12 protein-coding genes are annotated in these 18736 nt (G+C 67.8%); 7 read left to right on the forward strand and 5 right to left on the reverse strand.

Annotation, left to right across the window (positions count from 1 at the left end):
- Positions 1 to 170: 170 nt before the first annotated feature.
- Positions 171 to 686 (reverse strand): GNAT family N-acetyltransferase, encoded by a 516-nt coding sequence (locus tag ASD15_RS12595; protein ID WP_057155338.1) that lies wholly within the window; start codon positions 684 to 686, stop codon positions 171 to 173.
- A gap of 209 nt (positions 687 to 895) precedes the next feature.
- Here ASD15_RS12595 and ASD15_RS12600 point away from each other — a divergent pair, with 209 nt between their 5' ends.
- The 6 genes from ASD15_RS12600 (at position 896) to ASD15_RS12625 (ending at position 11002) form a co-directional block, all read left to right on the forward strand.
- Positions 896 to 1498 (forward strand): hypothetical protein, encoded by a 603-nt coding sequence (locus tag ASD15_RS12600; protein WP_057155339.1) that lies wholly within the window; start codon positions 896 to 898, stop codon positions 1496 to 1498.
- A 1-nt stretch (position 1499) separates the two neighbouring features.
- Positions 1500 to 1820, forward strand: coding sequence for a DUF962 domain-containing protein (locus tag ASD15_RS12605; protein ID WP_229418166.1), 321 nt, complete (start codon positions 1500 to 1502; stop codon positions 1818 to 1820).
- A gap of 125 nt (positions 1821 to 1945) precedes the next feature.
- The gene (locus ASD15_RS12610; RefSeq protein WP_057155340.1) at positions 1946 to 6037 is read left to right on the forward strand and encodes a response regulator; all 4092 of its coding nucleotides are present in this window, start codon (positions 1946 to 1948) and stop codon (positions 6035 to 6037) included.
- Positions 6034 to 6876, forward strand: coding sequence for a protein-glutamate O-methyltransferase CheR (locus ASD15_RS12615; protein ID WP_057155341.1), 843 nt, complete (start codon positions 6034 to 6036; stop codon positions 6874 to 6876). The genes ASD15_RS12610 and ASD15_RS12615 overlap by 4 nt, the downstream gene beginning before the upstream one ends.
- Complete coding sequence (locus tag ASD15_RS12620; RefSeq protein WP_057155342.1) at positions 6873 to 7475, forward strand: chemotaxis protein CheB; 603 nt, start codon at positions 6873 to 6875, stop codon at positions 7473 to 7475. Before ASD15_RS12615 ends, ASD15_RS12620 begins: the two co-directional genes overlap by 4 nt.
- Positions 7472 to 11002: a response regulator gene (locus tag ASD15_RS12625; RefSeq protein WP_057155343.1), complete on the forward strand. Its 3531-nt coding sequence runs from the start codon at positions 7472 to 7474 to the stop codon at positions 11000 to 11002. Before ASD15_RS12620 ends, ASD15_RS12625 begins: the two co-directional genes overlap by 4 nt.
- 16 nt (positions 11003 to 11018) lie before the next feature.
- Here ASD15_RS12625 and ASD15_RS12630 read toward each other — a convergent pair whose 3' ends face one another.
- The 4 genes from ASD15_RS12630 to ASD15_RS12645 are packed head-to-tail and all read right to left on the reverse strand — an operon-like array spanning position 11019 to position 16314.
- A complete protein-coding gene (locus tag ASD15_RS12630) occupies positions 11019 to 12815 on the reverse strand; it encodes a DUF885 family protein (RefSeq protein WP_057155344.1) in 1797 nt (598 codons plus the stop codon).
- A 19-nt stretch (positions 12816 to 12834) separates the two neighbouring features.
- On the reverse strand, positions 12835 to 14646 hold the full coding sequence (locus ASD15_RS12635) for a DUF885 family protein (RefSeq protein ID WP_057155345.1): 1812 nt from the start codon (positions 14644 to 14646) through the stop codon (positions 12835 to 12837).
- A gap of 34 nt (positions 14647 to 14680) precedes the next feature.
- Positions 14681 to 15832, reverse strand: coding sequence for an HPP family protein (locus ASD15_RS12640; protein ID WP_057155346.1), 1152 nt, complete (start codon positions 15830 to 15832; stop codon positions 14681 to 14683).
- Positions 15829 to 16314, reverse strand: coding sequence for an Lrp/AsnC family transcriptional regulator (locus ASD15_RS12645; RefSeq protein ID WP_057155347.1), 486 nt, complete (start codon positions 16312 to 16314; stop codon positions 15829 to 15831). Before ASD15_RS12645 ends, ASD15_RS12640 begins: the two co-directional genes overlap by 4 nt.
- Positions 16315 to 16442: 128 nt before the next feature.
- Between ASD15_RS12645 and ASD15_RS12650 the strand changes: the two genes are divergently transcribed.
- Entirely contained in the window at positions 16443 to 18521 is a 2079-nt protein-coding gene (locus ASD15_RS12650) for an aminotransferase class V-fold PLP-dependent enzyme (protein ID WP_057155381.1), read from the forward strand.
- Positions 18522 to 18736: the final 215 nt, after the last annotated feature.

Raw genomic sequence — 18736 nt, forward strand, 5'->3', positions numbered from 1 at the left:
ATGGGGCGCAGTGCGTGGCGATAAAAATAGAAGGGGCCACTACGAAAGCGGCCCCCTTACTTCAGTGACATGTCCGCCCGGTAACTTGAGTCCATCCGGAACAGCAACACCTCACATCTACAGGATGGCACATTTGCGCCGAATGTAAAGCAGGATTTACAGCGTGCCGGTCAAATGGCGGGCAATAGTTTCGTCAGCGTAATCAATTCGAGATCGTCGCGGAGTGGTTTGCCGACGGTTGGGTCATGGTAGGGGAAAGGCTCGGTAGCGCCGGTTTTACGGTAGCCGCGCCGTTCATACCAGGCGATGAGGCTGTCGCGATGGTTAATAACGGAAATCTTAATTGACGTGGCGCCATGTTCCACAGCGAATTTCTCTGCAGCGGCCATAATCGCTTTGCCGGTGCCGCCGGCTTGAATCGCTGGGTTGACTGCCAGCATGGATAAATACCATTGGCCATCAGTCGCCGGGCTCAGGGAAACACAGCCGAGCAAGGCCGAGTCAGCGCCTTTCGCGGAGAATACGGTGGTTGCAGTGCCCCCGGCTATTTCCAGCAGCGTGTGCAGGTTAATGCGCGGGCCACTGATTAACTCGGCTTCACTGGTCCATCCAGTGCCCCGATAGGCTTGATTAACGATATAGACGAGTTGCTGCAGGTCTTCATTACTGGCTTTAATCAATTGCATCTGGATGTCCTGGCGGGGCGGAGCGAATGAGGGGAAGCGCCCATTTTGCCACAGGGTTGCCGGATGGGGCGGGCGGCGCCGGGAGCGGCTGCGCGGGCCGGCCGCGCGTGGAGGCTGCGCCACATCGGCTACGGTGGAATGCGGCCTCCGCGCACGCGGCTGCGGATTGCTATGCCAGATGCTGGCTTATCCGTGCTAAGATTTGGCCCATGATCGCCCAAGCCCTCTTCACTCCCGCCCAGCAAAAGCTGCTGGGTCTGATGTTCGTGCGCGTTAATGACGGTTTCCACCTCAACGAAATCATGCGCCTCACGGGATTGGGCAGCGCATCCGCCCAGCGTGAACTGCGCCGCCTGCATGATTCCGGTTTGATCGTGTCCGAGCGTATCGGCAATGTGCGCCGTTTCCGGCCGAATAAAGAGAGCCTGGTGTATGCGGAATTATCCAGCCTGGTGCGCAAGACATTCGGCCTGGTGAGCGTATTGAATTCGGCATTGTCGCCGCTGGGCGACCAGCTAAATGTGGCTTTCGTCTATGGCGCCACGGCCAAGGAACAGGAAGCCAGCGAAGATAAAATTGAATTGCTGCTGATCGGCGATAACACCAGCTATGGCGAATTGCTGTCGCGGTTGCCGGTGGCGGAACGCATTTTGCGCCGCAAGATCAATCCGAATTTATATACGCTGCCCGATTTCCGGCGCCGCCTGCGCGAACGCCAGCAATTCCTTGTGCATGTATTGCAGGAGCCGAAAGTATTTGTATGGGGCGATGAAACCGATCTGAGTTACGCCAGCCGCGTCGAGGAGAGTTGACATGGGAAAGATGAATGGAACAGCGCGCTTTCGCAGTTTCAAGGAATTCTACCCTTTTTATTTGCAGGAACACTCCAATTCAACCTGCCGCCTCCTGCATTTTATCGGCACCAGCCTGATCGTCCTGATTATCGCCGCCGCCGTGGTGCGCGGAGTTTACGGCTTGCTGTGGTTTATTCCGCTGGCTGGTTATGGTTTTGCCTGGGCCGGCCATTTCTTCTTCGAGCATAACCGTCCGGCTACGTTCAAATATCCGTTTTACAGCCTGCTGGGCGATTGGGTGATGTACCGCGATATGCTGATCGGCCGCGTGCGTTTTTAGCGTGACGATATAGTGTGGCGGCCACGCCGCAGCCTCGCCCGGCAAACTTTTTTTCTCCTTGACACTACTTGGTCGCTCGCCGATCCTAGCCTCAGTGCACGCGCTGACATCTGACCGGGAGAGAAATGAAGGCCCTGTTTTACCCCGCCATCAATTTGATGGGCAGGCTGCGCTATGCGCACAAGTTCCTGTTGTTGGGCTTGCTTGCGCTGGCCGCCGTGGCGGTGCTGCAGGTCAGCCTGTACCGCGCGCTTGACAGGGTAATCGAACCTTCCCGCGAAGAATTGCGCGGCCTGGAAGCGCTGGTGCGCCTGAACCGCGCCATCCAGCTGGTGCAGCACGACCGTGGCCTGGCTGCGGGACTGCTCGGCGGCAACCGGGCCTTCGCCGCGCGCCAGCAGGCCAAGGCGGCCGAGGTCGACACGGCCTTCCTGCGCCTGGGAGAGGCGCTGCCGCCCAAGGTGCTGGCCGGCCAGCGCTGGCGCGAAGTGAGCGCGGACTGGCGTTCACTGCGCCAGTTCGGCCTGGAATGGCCACAGCAGACCAATACCCTGCGCCACCAGCAGCTGATCGCCAAGATGCTGGTGCTGGCCTCCGACGTGGCCGATTCCAGCGCGCTGACGCTGGACCCCGACATCGCCAGTTTTTATTTGATGGACACCATCGTCAAGCTGCCCTTCTTCACGGAACGGCTGGGCCAGACCCGCGCCTTCGGCGCCGCCATCCTGGCGCGCAAGACCGCCACCGAGCCGGAGCGGCTGGAAATGGCCGGCCTGCTGGGTCACACGCGCATCGCGCGGGATTTGCAAACCGCCAACCTTGATAAAGTCATCAGCTACAACCCCTCATTGCGCGGCGTGCTGACCGGGCTCGACCAGAACGTCGAGGCCGGCATGCGCATCGCGCTTGGCATGGTGCAGGAAGACGTCATCGGCGCCCGCTTCGGCACCAGCTCGGAGGAGTACGTGGCGCAGTTCACCAGCCTGATCGACCAGATCTACGCGGGCGGCAACGAAGTGCTGGCGCCGGCGCTGCGCGAGCATATCGAGCGGCGCATCGCGGCCGCGCGCGCCAGCCTGGCCTGGACCGTGGTGCCCAGCGTGCTGGCCTGCGTGCTGTTCGCCTATCTGGCGCTGGGCACTTATCTGGCGCTGACCGGCCAGATCCGCGGCGTGCTCGACACCCTGAGCGCGCTCAGCAAGGACAGCGCCGAGCGCGCCGAGCAGGTGGAGGCCATTGCGGCGGGCGACCTGAGCCGCGAAGTGCGCGAGCCGCCCGCGCTGGCCGCCAGCCCGCTGGTGGCGCGGCGCGACGAGATCGGCGCGCTGGTGGGCGCCATCGCCGCGATGGGCGCGGCCCAGCAGAGCCTGGGACGCGGCTTCGCCCGCATGGCGCGCACCCTGCGCTTGCACCGCGACGAGGAGCGCCTGCAGGACTGGGCCAAGACCGGCATCAACACGCTCAACATCGAATTGCGCGGCGAGCGCGCGCTGGCCGAGCTGACGCAGGCCGTGACCAGCTTCCTCACGCGGCACGTGGGCGGCGCCGTGGGCGCGCTGTATCTGTACGATCCGGAACGCCAGTGGCTGGAGCTGGCGGCCAGCCATGCCTACACGCCCGGCACGGCGCCGCGCGCCGGCTTCGCGCTGGGCGAGGGCTGGGCCGGCAACGCGGCGCGCGGCGGCGCCATCGCCGTGCTGGCGCCGGTGCCGCCGGCCTACCTGGACGTGGCCTCGGCGCTGGGCCAGGCCGCGCCGGCGGCCGTGGCAGCGGTGCCGCTGCTGCACAACGGCGCGCTGGTGGGGCTGGTGGAGATCGGCACCTTCGGCCAGTTCGAGGCGCCCGTGCTGGCGTGGCTGCGCCAGGCGGCCGAGGCGGTGGCGGTGGCCATCGGCGTCGAGCACGCGCGCCGCCGCGTGGCGGCCCTGCTGGAACAGACCCAGGTGCAGACCGAGGAATTGCTGGTGCAGCAGGAAGAGCTGCAGCAGTCCAACGAGGAGCTGGAAGAGCGCGCCCAGCTGCTCGAGCAGCAGCGCGAGGTGATACGCCAGAAGAGTGCCGAGAGCGAGCAGGCCAGCCTGGCCTTGCGCCGCAAGGCCGACGAGCTGGAGCGCACCAGCGCCTACAAGTCCGAGTTCCTGGCCAATATGTCGCACGAGCTGCGCACGCCGCTGAACAGCATGCTGATCCTGTCGAGCTTGCTGGAGCAGAACCGGGAGGGCAAGCTGAGCAGCAAGCAGGTGGAATACGCCGGCACCATCCACGGCGCAGGCAAGGACCTGCTCAACCTGATCAACGACATCCTGGACTTGTCCAAGATCGAGGCGGGCCGCGTCGAGCTGCACCTGGAGGACGTGGCGCTGGACGCCGTGGCCGAGCAGATGCGTGCGCTGTTCCAGCCGCTGGCCGAGCATAACGGGCTGGACTTCGGCGTCGAGATCGCCGCCGGCACGCCGCCGCTGCTGCGTACGGACGGCCAGCGCCTGCAGCAGGTCCTGAAGAACCTATTGGCCAACGCGGTCAAGTTTACGCCCGGGGGCAAGGTGGGCATGAGCGTGCGCCGCGCACGCGGCGGCGAGCATGGCCTGGGCGGCGAGGCGCTGGCCTTTGCCGTCAGCGACACCGGCGTGGGCGTGGCGGCCGACCAGCAGGAGCGCATCTTCCACGCCTTCCAGCAGGCCGACGGCTCGGCCAGCCGCAAGTTCGGCGGCACCGGCCTGGGCCTGTCGATTTCGCGCCAGCTGGCGCGCCGCATGGGCGGCGAGATACGGCTCAGCAGCGCGGTGGGCGCGGGCAGCACCTTCACCCTGTTCCTGCCGCGCGACGCCGCCGCCGTGCAGTCCGCGCCGCAGCCGGCGGCCGCGCCGGTGGAACAGGACCATGGGCCATCCGCCGCGCCGCTGAGCGCGCCAGCGCATCCAGGCAGCGCCGCCTTGGCCGGGGCCGACCGGCCGGGTGTGGCCGGCGCCGCGCGCGACGTCTCCCCTTCGATGGCGATGGACGACGACCGCGCCGCCGTGCAGCCGGAGTGCCGCTGCATCCTTATCGTGGAAGACGACCTGTCGTTCGCCCGCATCCTGCGCGACACCGTGCGCAGCCACGGCTTCCAGGCTATTGTCGCCTGCGACGGCGAGGACGGCCTGGCGCTGGCCGAGCGCTACCGTCCCAACGCCATCCTGCTGGATGTGATGCTACCCCATATCGACGGCTGGGGCGTGATGCGCAGCATCAAGGACAATCCCGCTACGCGCCACATCCCGGTGCATTTCATCACCTGCCTGGAGGACCGCCAGAAAGCCATGGGCCTGGGCGCGATCGGCTTCATCACCAAGCCGGTCACCGCCGAGCAGCTGGACGCGGTGCTGGATTCGATCGGCGCGGCCATCGTGCGCACCGACAAGCGCCTGCTGGTGGTCGAGGACGACGAGTTCGAAGCCATGAGCGTGTCCGAGCTGCTGCAGACCGATGGCCTGGACATCACCATCGCCCGCTCCGGCACCCAGGCCCTGGCTCTGCTGGCGAAGGAGCGCTACGACTGCATGGTGCTGGACCTGGGCCTGGCCGACATGACCGGCTTCGAACTGCTCGACCGCCTGCGCGACAGCGCCTGCGCGCCGCAGATGCCGGTCATCGTGCACTCGGGCCGCAACCTGAACGAGGCGGACGAGGCGCGCCTGCGGCGCTACACGGACAGCATCATCGTCAAGGGCGCCAAGAGCCCGGAGCGGCTGGTGGGCGAAGTGAGCCTGTTCCTGCATCTGGTGGAAAGCTCGCTGCCGCAGGACCAGCAGAAGATGATACGCCGCGCGCTCGACAAGGAAGCCATGTTCGAGCAGCGCAAGGTGCTGCTGGTGGACGACGACATCCGCAACATCTTCTCGCTGTGCTCGGTGCTGGCCGAGAAGGGCATGCACGTTGTCGAGGCGGGCAACGGCGCCGAAGCGCTGGCGCAGCTGCAGGCGCACCCGGACATCGACATCGTGCTGATGGATATCATGATGCCGGAGATGGACGGTTTCGAAGCCATGCGCCGCATCCGCCGGGAAGCGCGCTGGGCGCGCCTGCCCATCATCGCGCTCACCGCCAAGGCCATGCTGGGCGACCAGAAGCAATGCCTGGACGCGGGCGCCAGCGACTACCTGGCCAAGCCGGTGGACCTGGACAAGCTGTTCTCGCTGATGCGGGTGTGGCTGTACCAGGCCGGGGAGGTGGCGTGAACGAGCAGGACATCGTGGCGTTCGAGATCGGCCTGCTGGTCAGCGCCGTGAAGCAGGCGCACGGCTACGATTTCAGCGGCTACGCCGGCGCCTCGCTGACACGGCGCCTGACGGCGTGGCTGGCCAGGTCCGGCTACGGCAGCTTCGGCGCCGCCACCTCGGCGCTGCTGCGCGACGCCCAGCTGTGCCGCGCGCTGGTGGAAGAGGTCACCGTCAACGTATCCGACATGTTCCGCGACCCGCCCTTCTTCAAGGCCCTGCGCGAGGACGTGCTGCCGCACCTGCGCACCTACCCGCACGCCAGGATCTGGGTGGCCGGCTGCTCCGGCGGCGAGGAAGTGCTGTCGCTGGCGATACTGCTGCGCGAAGAGGGCATGGCCCGGCAATGCCGCATCTACGCCACCGACTTGAACGAAGCGGTGCTGGAGCGCGCGCGGCAAGGCATGTTCGAGCTGCGCGACATGCAGCGCTACACGAAGAACTACCAGCAGGCCGGCGGCAGCACCGCCTTTTCCGACTATTACGTGGCGCGCTATGGCCGCGCGCTGTTCGATCCGGAATTGCTGCGCAACGTGGTATTCGCCGCGCACAACCTGGCCACCGACGCCGACTTCAGCGAGATGCAACTGATCCTGTGCCGCAACGTGATGATCTACTTCAAGCCCGCGCTCAAGGAGCGCCTGCTGTCGCTGTTCGACGGCTGCCTCACGCCCGGCGGCTTCCTCTGCCTGGGCAGCAAGGAAACGCTGGAGCAGCGCGCCATCGCGCCGCGCTACCGCGAGGTGGCCGCGCCCACCCGCATCTACCGCAAGCAGTACGCCACCGGGGCGCCAATATGAACGGCCCGAAAAAGCCGCGTTTCCGCGCCATCGTGCTGGGCGTGTCGCTGGGCGGCGTGGACGCGCTGCAGCGCCTGCTGCCGGCGCTGCCGGCGGACTTTGCGCTGCCGCTGCTGGTGGTCATCCACGTCTCGCCGGGTTCCGGCGACGGCCTGGCGCGCCTGCTCGACAGCATGGCGGCGCTGCGCGTGAAGGAGGCCGACGAGAACGAACTGCCGCAGCGCGGCACCGTCTACCTGGCGCCGGCCGGCTACCACCTGCTGGTGGAACGCGACGGCAGGCTGTCGCTGTCGGCCGACGCGCCGGTGAGTTTCGCGCGGCCCTCGGTGGACGTGCTGTTCGAATCGGCAGCCGCCTGCTTTGGCAGCGCGCTGGCCGGCGTGGTGCTGACCGGCGCCGGCGCCGACGGCGCCGACGGCCTGGCGCACATCGCGCGGCTGGGCGGCTACACCATCGTGCAGGACCCAGCCGACGCCGTGATGGACCTGATGCCGCGCGCGGCGCTGGCGCGCCTGTCGCCCGGCACGCCGAACGCCATCGCCACGCTGGCGCGGCTGCCGCTGCTGCTGCAGCGCCTGGCCGGCACGGAGGCGGCATGAACCGCCGCGCCGCCGTCCTGGCCCCGGTGCCGGTCCTGCTGGTGGACGACAACGACGACAACCTGCTGGCCCTGACCGCGCTGCTGGAGGGCGTGGAAGGGCTCGAGCTGGTGGTTGCCGGCAGCGGCGAGGACGCCTTGCGCCAGCTGCTGCGGCGCGAATTCGGCCTGGTGCTGATGGACGTGCAGATGCCCGGCATGGACGGCTACGAAGCGGCCACGCTGATGCGCGCCAATCCGAAGACCCGCAACGTGCCCATCGTGTTCGTCACCGCGCTGCTGGGCGGCAGCGACTTCGCCTTCCGCGGCTACGAGAGCGGTGCGGTGGACTATCTGGTCAAGCCGATCGAGACGGTGGTGCTGCACGCCAAGGTCAACGTGTTCGCCACGCTGTACCGCCAGCGCCTGGCCATTGCCGAGTTCGAACGCTATGTGAGCCAGGTGGAGAATGTCATGGCGGCGCGGCGCGCCGGTCCGGACAGCCGGCAGCTGCGCCTGTTGCTGGTGGACGACCAGCCGGCCAACCTGCTGGCGCTGGAAGGCCTGCTGGGCGAGCTGGCCGAGCAGGCCAACGTGCAGCTGGTGCGCGCCAGCTCCGGCCCGGAAGCGTTGCGCGCGGTGCTGCGCGCCGACTACGCGGCGGTGCTGCTGGACGTGCAAATGCCCGGCATGGACGGCTTCGAAACGGCTGAACTGCTGCGCGCCAATCCCCGCACCAGCACCCTGCCGGTGATCTTCGTCACGGCCGGCATGAAGGACCGCGCGGCGCAGTTCAAGGGTTACGAGCTGGGCGCGGTGGACTATCTGATCAAACCGCTGGAGCCGCACGTGCTGGCGTCCAAGGTGCGCGTGTTCTGCGACCTGTACCGCCAGCGCCTGGCGCTCGAGCAGCAAAGCGCGCACCTGGAGGCGCTGGTGGCCGAACGCACCGAGGCGCTGCGCCGCAGCGCCGACGAGCTGTCCGATTCGCGCGAGCGCTACCGCCGCCTGCTGGGCGCCGTCACGCACCAGCTGTTCTCGCTGCGCCGCGAAGGCCGGCAGCTGCGCTCGTACGGCCACGGTTCCGGTTGCGAAGCGGTCACCGGCTATCCGCCGCAGGCGTTCCAGGACGACCCCACCCTATGGCTGACCATTGTCGCCGAGCCGGAGCGCGCGCTGGTGGCGGCGCGCGCCGCCGCCGCGCTGGACAGCGGCGCCATCAGCCAGTACGAGCACCGCATCCGCTGCTGCGACGGCGTGCCGCGCTGGGTGCGCTCCACCTTCGTGCGCGCCGGCACCGACGACAGCCCCGTGTGCGACGTGCTGATCGAAGACATCGACCAGCGCCGCCGCGTGGAGGAGGACCGTGCGCACCTGGTCGACCAGCTGGCGCTGGCCACGCGCGCGGCACGGCTCGGCATCTGGGACTGGGACTTGTCGGCCAATGAACTGGTGTGGGACGAGCGCATGTACCACCTGTGCGGCGTGGCGCCGGGCCAGCTGGGCGACGCGCACCAGACCTGGCTGGCCACCGTCCACCCCGAGGACCGCCAGCTGTGCGAACGCGCCCGCCAGCGCGCGCTGTGCAGCGACCAGCCTTACGACATCGAATTTCGCGTGGTCCATCCGGACGGCGGCATCCGCTACATGAAATCGGACGGCCAGGTGCTGCGCAACGCGCAAGGCCAGGCGGTACGCATGACCGGCATCCACTACGACATCACCGAGCGCAAGCAGGCCGAGGAAGAAATGCGGCGCCACCGCGACCACCTGCTGGAACTGGTGGACGAGCGCAACGCCAGCCTGCGCGCCATTGTCGACAACGCGGCCGACGGCATCATCTCGGTCGACGAGCAGGGCGTCATCCTCAGCTTCAACCGCGCCGCCGAGGAAATGTTCGGCTACAGCGAAGCCGAGATCCTGGGACGCCCGGTCGGCAAGCTGATCCCGCTGGCCGGGCGCGCCGTGCGGCGCGATCCCGGCGCGGCGCGCAGCATGGACCTGGAAGGCCAGCGGCGCGACGGCAGCGCCTTCCCCATGCACGTGGCGATCAGCGAGGTGGAGGTGGGCGGGCGGCCGCGCGTGATCGGCATCCTGCGCGACATCTCGCAGCAGAAGGCGGCCGAGGCCAGCCTGATCGCCGCGCGCAACGCGGCCGAAACGGCCAGCCAGGTGAAGTCCGAATTCCTCGCCAAGATGAGCCACGAGCTGCGTACCCCGCTCAATGCGGTGATCGGCTTCTCGCAGCTGATGTCGCGCTCCGGCACCCTGCTGCCGGACCAGCAGCGCAACCTGGACATCATCCACCGTTCCGGCCAGCACCTGCTTACCCTGATCAACGACGTGCTGGCGCTGTCCAAGATCGAAGCCGGCGGCACCCGCGTGGACGCCGCCGACACCGACCTGGCGCGCCTGCTGGAAGAGGTGGCCGAGATGCTGCGCATCCGCGCGCAGCACGCCGGACTGGAGCTGGAGCTGGCCATGGAGCGGCTGCCGGCTGCCGTGAAGGTGGACGCGGTCAAGCTGCGCCAGGTGCTCATCAACCTGCTGGGCAACGCGCTCAAGTTCACCCAGCAAGGGCGCGTGCTGCTGCAGGCCAGCGCGCATGCCGGGTATGACGCGGCCTGCAAGGGCGGCCAGGCCTGCATCAGCTTCGTCATCAGCGACACCGGCATCGGCATGGCGCCGGGCGACCTGCAGCGCATCTTCGACCCCTTCGTGCAGGTGGGCGCGCCGGCCAGCGAAAGCGGCACCGGGCTGGGGCTGGCGATCTCGCGCGAGTACGTGGAGCTGCTGGGCGGCGTGCTGCAGGTGGAGTCGGAAGTGGGGCAAGGCTCGGTGTTCAGGTTTACGCTGAACTTGCCGCTGGCGGAGGCGCCGCGCGCCTTGCCATCGGCCGACGGCACCGTGCTGGGGCTGGCGCTGCACGAGCGCGGCAAGCGCGTGCTGGTGGCCGACGACGACCGCGAGTCCCAGCTGCTGCTGGGCGAACTGCTCGAGCCGCTGGGATTCGTGGTGGCGTTTGCGAACAACGGCGTGGAAGCGCTGGCGCGCGTGGCCAGCTTCGCGCCGCAGCTGGTGCTGATGGACTGGCGCATGCCGGAGCTGGACGGCCTGGCCACGATACGGCGCATGCGCAGCCAGCCGGACTGCGACGAGGTGCGCGTGATCATGTGCACCGCCAGCGCGTTCGAGGAGCAATGCGAAGTGGCGCTGCAAGCGGGCGCGGACGCCTTCCTGCGCAAGCCGCTGGACACGGCGGAGCTGTACGCGCGCATCGAGCAACTGCTCGGCGTGCGCTTCCTGCGTGCGGCCTGCGCCGGTGAAAGCGGGGCCGGCGGCGGCATGAAACCGGTGCTGAAAGAAGAGTTGTCGGGCCTGCCCGCCGAAGTGCGGAAGGCGTTGAAAGAAGGCGCGGTGGAACTGGACCAGCAGCGCCTGGCCGGCGCGCTGGCCGCGATCGAACGCGAGTGTCCCGACCTGGCCGGGCGCCTGCGCCACATGACGCAGGCGTTCCGCTACCGCGAACTGTTTGCCTTGCTGTCGTGAGGCGCAGCGGCGGCGCCTATTTCGACTCGGCGATCCAGCGGTCCACTTTGGCTTCCAGCAGGCTGAGCGGCACGGTGCCGTCGCCCAGCACGATCTCGTGGAACTTCGGCAGGCTGAATTTGTCGCCCAGCGCCTTCTGCGCGCGCTGGCGCAGTTCCACGATTTTCAGCGAGCCGATCTTGTAGCCCAGCGCCTGGCCCGGCCACGCCATGTAGCGCTCGGTCTCGCTCTTGGCCACCGCGTCGTAGCCCAGCGTGTCGCGCATGTACTTGATGGTTTGCTCGCGGGTCCAGCCCTTGGCGTGCAGGCCGGTGTCCACCACCAGGCGGGTGGCGCGCAGCAGCTCGTCGTTCAGGTGGCCGAAGTATTGCGCCGGATCGTCGAACAAACCCATTTCCTGGCCCAGCGTTTCAGCGTACAGCGCCCAGCCTTCGGTGAAGGCATTGTTGCCGCCGTATTTGCGGAACAGCGGCTGGTCCAGCTCCTGCGTCAGCGCGATGTGGAAGTGGTGGCCGGGTTTGCCTTCGTGCAGGAACAGCGTGTTCATGCCGGTGCTGCCGTACTTGGCCGGGTCGTTCACCACCGACCAGAACACGCCGGGTCGCGAACCGTCGCCGGCCGGCGCGGTGTAGTGGTCGGCGGCGGTGGCGCGGCTCAGCTCGGGCTCCAGGCGCAGGTCCAGCCTGGCCTTCGGCACCAGCGTGAACATGGCCGGCAGCTTGGTGTCCAGCAGGTCGTTCAGCTTGTGGTACACGGCCTGCACTTCGTCCTCCGTCTTGAACGGGTAGAACTTCGGCTGCCCGGACACCCACACCGGCAATCCTGCCGCCGGGCCGTTGTAGCCCAGCTTCGGTCCCAGCACGGCGAACTGCTGCTGGATGCGCGCCACTTCCTTCAGGCCGATGGCGTGGATCTGTTCCGGCTTCAGGTTCGTGGTGGTGGACGAGGCCACCGCCGCCAGGTACCACTCCTTGCCTTGGGGCAGGGCGCTCCAGCCTGAACTGGTGCGCGCGGCCGGCAGGTAGTCGGCTTCCATGAACGTGGCCAGGCGCTCCAGCGCCGGATTGAGCTTGGCGATGGCGTCCTTGTAGGCGGCGCTCAGGCGCTGCTTGTCCGCGTCCGCGAAGGTCGCCGGCAGCTTGTTGATGGCGGTGTAGTAGATGCTCGCTTCCGGCGTGGCGCTCGGCAGCTTCTTGAACTGCGGCAGGGCCGATTCCACCAGCGCCTTCGGCAGCACCACGCGCTTGGCCATGCCCTCGCGCATATTGGCGATGGCCTGGTCTATCCACGCCGGCAGCTGCGTCAGGCGGTTCAGGTAGGCCTCGTATTCCTTCACGGTGCCGATCGGCTGCGACGCTTCGCCGCCGGCGAAGTTGGCCAGCGTGACGGGCATGCTGTCCATCTGGTTCAGCGGCAGCAGGTGCTCGGGGAATTTCTCGAACGAGAGCAGGGTTTTCAGCTCGAAGGCCAGCACGTCGTAGTGGATCCTGTCGCTGCGGCTGAGCTGAGCGCGGGGGATGGCTTGCAGGCGTTTCCGGTAGCCGTGGTACAGCGCGAACTGCCTGGCGCGCACGGCGGGCGAGATGCTCATGCCGATCTGGTCGTCGAAGCGGTTGTCGCCGTTCTGGGTGGCGTTCACCGGCTCGTAGCGCGCCAGCGCGGTGTAGTAGTCGTCCGCCAGGGTGCTGAACTGCTGCTTGGCGGCGGGCGCGCTGACGGCGGGGATCTGGTCGGTGGCGGGGGCGGCATGGGCCGGCGCGAAGGCCAGGGCGGTGGCGGCGGCCATCGTGGCGAGGATGTGGCGGTTGTTCATCGTGGTGTGTCTTTCTGAATTATTTGGTCTCGGCGATCCATTGATCGACCTTGGCTTCCAGCAGGCTGAGCGGCACGGTGCCGTCGCCCAGCACCACCTCGTGGAAGGCGGGCAGATTGAATCTCGGGCCCAGCGCCTTTTCGGCGCGTTCGCGCAGCGCACTGATGCGCAACTGGCCGATCTTGTAGCCCAGCGCCTGGCCCGGCCATGCCATGTAGCGTTCCGTCTCGCTTTTGGCGCGGCCTTCGAAGCCCAGCGTGTCGCGCATGTAGGCGATGGCCTGCTCGCGGGTCCAGCCTTTGGCGTGCAGGCCGGTGTCCACCACCAGGCGCGCCGAGCGGAACAGCGCCGCGTTCAGGTGGCCGAAGTATTGCGCCGGATCGTCGAACACGCCCATCTCGTTGCCCAGCGATTCCGCATACAGCGCCCAGCCCTCGGTGTAGGCGTTGTTGCCGCCGAACTTGCGGAAGTCCGGCATCGCCAGTTCCGGCATGCGCGCCAGGTGGAAGTGGTGGCCCGGCTTGCCCTCGTGCAGATACAGCGTGGTCATGCCGGTGGCGTTGTACTTGGTGGCGTCGTTTACCACCGACCAGAACACGCCGGGGCGGCTGCCGTCGGTGGACGGCGCGGTATAGTGGTTGGCGGCGGTGGCGCGCGTCAGCGCCGGTTCCAGCTGCAGGTCCAGCTTGGCTTTCGGCAGCACGGAGAACATGGCCGGCAGCTTGCTGTCGAGCTGGGCGTTCAGCTGGTGGAACACGGCCTGCACGTCGGCGTCGGTCTTGAAGGGGGAGAATTGCGGCTGCTTCGACACCCACAGCGGCAGGCCGGCCGCCGGGCCGGTGTAGCCCAGCTTGCCACCCACCGCTTCCATCTGCTGCTGGATGCGCGCCACTTCCTGCAGGCCGATGGCGTGCACCTCGTCCGGCTTGAGCGCGGTGGTGGTTTGCAGCGCCACGTAGGCCTGGTACCAGGCCGCGCCGTTCGGCAGCGCGCCGTAGCCGGCCGTGTCGCGGCAGGCCGGCAGGTAGTCGGTTTCGATGAAGGCGGCCAGGCGCGCCAGCGCCGGCAGCACCTTGGCGCCCACCGCGTCGCGGTAGGCGGCGGCCAGGCGCTGCTTGTCGGCGTCGGCGAAGGCGGCGCCGGGCAGCTTCTTCACCGGGGCGGCGTAGGCGCTGGTGTCGGCGCCGGCGGCGGCCAGCGATTTCAGTTGCGGCAGCAGGGAGGCCATCAGGGCCTTGGGCTGCACCACGCCCTTGCGCATGCCCTCCCGCATGTTGACGATGGCCTGGTCGATCCAGCCCGGCAGCTGCTGCAGCCGGCTCAGATAGGCTTCGTATTCCTTCACGGTGCCGATCGGCTGCGGGCCGTCGCCGCTGGCCAGGTTGGCCAGCATTACCGGCATGCTGCTCATTTGCTCCAGCGGCAGCAGGTGGTCGGGGAAGGGCGCCAGCGACAGCAGCGCCTTCAGTTCGAAGTCCAGGATGTCATAGCTGATGCGGTCCTCGCGGCCCAGCTGCGCGCGCGGGATGGCGTGCAGGCGCTTGGCGTACTGGCGGTACAGGGCGAACTGCCGTTCGCGCCGCTGCGGCGAGATGGTCAGGCCGATCTGGTCGTCGTAGCGGTTGTTGCCGCTGGCGGTGGCGTTCATCGGATCGAAGCGCGCCACCGCGTCGTAGTATTCGTCGGCCAGGGCCAGCAGGCGTTTTTGCGGCGCGGTTGCCGTGCTGCTGGCGGGGGCGGCTGCGGCAGCTGCGCTGGCATTGTGTGCCAGCGGCGCCACGGCGAGCAGCATGGCGGTGGCCAGCGCTGCGGGCTTGATGCGGAGGTTCATGCGGCGTTTTCCTAGGTTGGGTGAAGTGGGAAAGCTAGTGGGCCAGACGCGACTCGTACAAGGCCGCCACCAGGTCGGACTGGGTGACGATGCCGGCGAAGCGCTGTTCCTCGTCCACCACCGGAATGTGGTGGAAGCCGGCGTCCGCCATCAGCGGCACCAGGTCGATGATGGGCGTGGCCAGCGTGGCCAGCGCCGGCTTGGTGGTCATGATCTGGCCCACCACTTCGGCCTTTTCGGTGTGCGTCACGCCGGTGCGGCGCAGGAAGCGGCGCAGTTTCTGGGTCACGGTATGGTAGTCGTCCAGCCCGCTGTGGTCGAGGAAGTCGGTCTGCGTCACGATGCCGATCACGCGCCGCGCGCGGTTCAGCACCGGCAGCGCGGCCACCTTGCGCGCGCGCATGTCGCGCCAGGCCGTTTCCAGCGCGGTGCCGAATTCGGCCGTCGCCACGTCCTTGGACATGATGTCGCCGCAGGAGATCACGCCGAAGCGGCGCTGGTAGGCGCGCATCTCGGTTTTCAGGAAGATCTCTTCCAGGTCGTCGCGGCTGACGTCGAGCACCTGGTTGTACTGCTTGAGCACCGCGTCCAGGTCTTCCGGCTTGAAGCCCAGGCGCAAGGTGGGTACCGGGTCCTGCGTGGCGTGCGGATTGGTGTGCGCCGGCTGCTGCAGGTGCGGGTAGCGGCGGCCGGTGAGGTTGTTGTAGACGATCGCCACCACCACCATCATGGCGGAATTGATCAGCACCGTCACCAGCGGGAACTCGAAGCCGGCGGCGTGGATTGCCGGACCGCCCATCACCACCGTCAGCGCGACCGCGCCGCCGGGCGGATGCAGGCAGCGCAGCACGAACATGGCGCCGATCGCCAGCGCCACCGCCAGCGCGGCCACCGGCACCGAGTCCCCCAGCCAGCGCACGCAGGCCGCGCCCACCAGGCCGCACACCACATTGCCGCCGATGACGGACCAGGGCTGGGCCAGCGGACTGGCCGGCAGGCAGAACAGCAGCACGGCCGAGGCGCCCATGGGGCCGACCAGGAAGATGTGCGACGGTTCATTGGGCAGCAGGTAGCGGCACAGCAGGCCGGTGATCAGCAGCGCGAGGATGGCGCCGCTGCAGGCGCGGGCGCGCTCGCGGAAGCTGGTGTGGCTGGGCGCGGGCAGCAGCGAAGCTAAAAAGTTCATGTAGGCAATCCGTGGGAGACGAGGTGCAGAGGTAATTCAGTAGTGAATTTTATCTGTTCCATGGAGAAAGCGGACGACACCCCGGTCAATTGCACGGCCTTGATCAGCTTCTTGTAAAAACGGTCATAGCCTTCGATGTCGGTGGTGACCACCTTGAGCAGGTAGTCGATGTCGCCGCTCATGCGGTGCAATTCCAGCACCTCCGGCAGCGCCTGCACGGCGGCGGCAAAGCGCGCCAGCCATTTCTCGTCGTGCTGGCTGGTGCGCACGCTGACGAACACGGTCACGCCCAGCCCGGCCTTGCGCCGGTTGACGATGGCCACGCGCTTGTCGATATAGCCTTCCTCCTCCAGCCGCTTCAGGCGTTTCCAGCAGGGCGTGCTGGACAGGCCGACCTTCTCGGCCAGGTCGGCAATCGACAGCGTGCCGTCCAGCTGCAGGGCGCCCAGGATGGCGTAATCATAACGGTCTAGCTGGTTCATTCTATTATTTGATAAAACATAGCATATTCATCCCATATTATGCGCCTTTGCAGTGTGATTTTGGAATATATGATTCGGCGCCTGTGCGTAAGCTGTTGAGTATCCGCCATCCCGCACACGGCTTCATCATGACTCCAGAAATCTACCTCGACGGCAACGCCACCAGCCCTGTTATGCCCGCCGCCATTGCCGCCGCCGTGCGCGCCATGGAAGACTGCTACGGCAACCCCAGCAGCAGCCACACCACCGGCCTGCAGGCCAGGGCGCTGCTGGACGGCGCCCGCCAGCGCGCGCTGCGCTTGCTGGGCGTGGAGCAGGGCAGCCTGATGTTCAACAGTGGCGCCACCGAGGGCATCCAGACCGCCGTGCTGTCGGCGCTGTGCGCGCTGCGCGAGCGCCGCGACGCGGGCCAGGCCATCGGCTCGCTGCTGGTGTACGGCGCCACCGAGCACAAGGCCGTGCCGGAAGCGCTGGCGCACTGGAACCGCCTGCTGGGACTGAATCTGGCACTGAGCAAGCTGCCGGTCGACAGCGACGGCCGGCACGACCTGCCGGCCCTGCGCGCCGTGTTGCCGCAGACGGCCATGCTGTGCACCATGGCCGCCAACAATGAAACCGGGGTGCTGTCGGACATTGCCGGCATCGAGGGGCTGCTGGAGGAAACCGGCTGCGGCGCGTACTGGATGGTGGACTGCGTGCAGGCGCTGGGCAAGTTCCGCCTGCGCCTGGCGCGCAGCCGCATCGACTATGCGCCGTTCTCCGGCCACAAGCTGTATGCGCCCAAAGGGATCGGCATGCTGTACGTGCGCCAGGGCGCGCCTTTCACGCCGCTGATCGTGGGCGGCGGGCAGGAGTCGGCGCAGCGCTCCGGCACCGAGAACATGGCCGGCGTGGCCGCGCTGGACGCGGTGCTGGCGGCGCTTGAGCAGGGCGGCGTGTTCCGTCCGCACGACGTGCTGTGCACCTTCCGCGAGCGCCTGGCGGCCAGCCTGCGCCGCGCGCTGCCGGGCGTGGTGTTCAACGCCCCCTTCGAGCACGCGCTGCCGACCACGCTCAATTTCTCCGTGCCCGGCCTGTCCAGCAAGGAGCTGATGGATGTATTCGATGCGGCCGGCGTGCGCGTCAGTGCGGGCAGCGCGTGTTCAGCGGCCAAGGCCGCCCCCAGTTATGTGCTGCAGGCGATGGGCGTGCCGGACTGGCGCGCCGCCAGCGCCATCCGCATGTCTTTCGGCCCGCTGGCGGACGAGGCTTGCATCACGCGCGCCTGTGAACGCATCGAGCGTTGCGGCGCCGCGCTGCGCGCCAGCGGCTTGATCGCGCAGGGCGGCAGCCTGCCGGCGCAGGACGGCGTGCTGCAGCTGGGCAGCGGCGGCGCCTGCAGCTGGCTGGTGCACGACGCGGCCAGCCGCAGTTGCGTGGTGATCGATCCGCAACCGGAATTTTCCGAACGCATCCTGGCCCACGTGCGCGGCCTGGGCTACCGCGCGGCTGCGGTGTTGGGCACCGCGCCGGGCGCCGGCCTGGCCACGCTGTCGCGGGCGCTGACCCTGGCGCCGGGAGCGGACGCGTTCGGCTGGCGCGCCGGCCGCGCTGACGCCGATGCCGCCGGCAATGGCGAGCAGCTGGCGCTGGGCGGCCAATTGCTGCGCCGCGTGCTGATCGATGGGCAGGCGGTGTATTTGCTGGGCCACGCGGTAAACGGCGCCTTGCCGGCATCGGCCGCGCGCCATGCGTTTATCGGTGCGCTGGCGCCGCAGCGGCTGGCCGGCCTGGTCGGCGCCGATACCTTGCTGTGCGCCGCCAGCGACGCGCAACAGCCCTTCTGCAGCAGCCTGCAGGCGCAGGCGCCTGCCGATGGCCTGCCGCCGGCCGATCTGCACCTGGATCCGGCCGCGTTGCAGGACCTGCTGCGGCGCCATCCGGACGCCATGCTGGTCGACGTGCGCGAAAGTCATGAACACTTGGTCGGCGAGCCGCTCGCGCTGTCGGGGGGCCAGGTGGTCAGCGTGCCGCTGGGGCAGCTGGCGGGCCAGATCCCGGCCTGGATGGCGGCGCCGGTGCCGCTGGTCTTCTTCTGCCGCAGCGGCAACCGCAGCACCAGGGCCGCGCAATGCCTGCGCCGCCTCGGTTATGCGCAGGCCTACGACCTGGCCGGCGGCATGGCGCTGGGCATGGTGCCAACGGCGGCGCTGCCGCTGGCGGCGTGAGCGCTTGCGTCATTGACACCCGGAATGCTGTGTTGCCCAGCCTGAAGCAAGGCGGCTTCCTGCCCGGTTGTTCAGCCATGTAAGGATTTCTGTACGTCAGCGCACCGTCACCTGTCGTGCGCCTCCGTAACATTGCTTGGACCATACTTGACAATGCTTGTCAGGGTAGATTGCGAGGTCCAAGTTGAACGAACATCCGATACTGTTGCCAAGTG

The sequence above is a fragment of the Massilia sp. Root351 genome, assembly GCF_001425045.1.
In the GTDB taxonomy this organism is placed as follows: Bacteria; Pseudomonadota; Gammaproteobacteria; order Burkholderiales; family Burkholderiaceae_D; genus Rugamonas.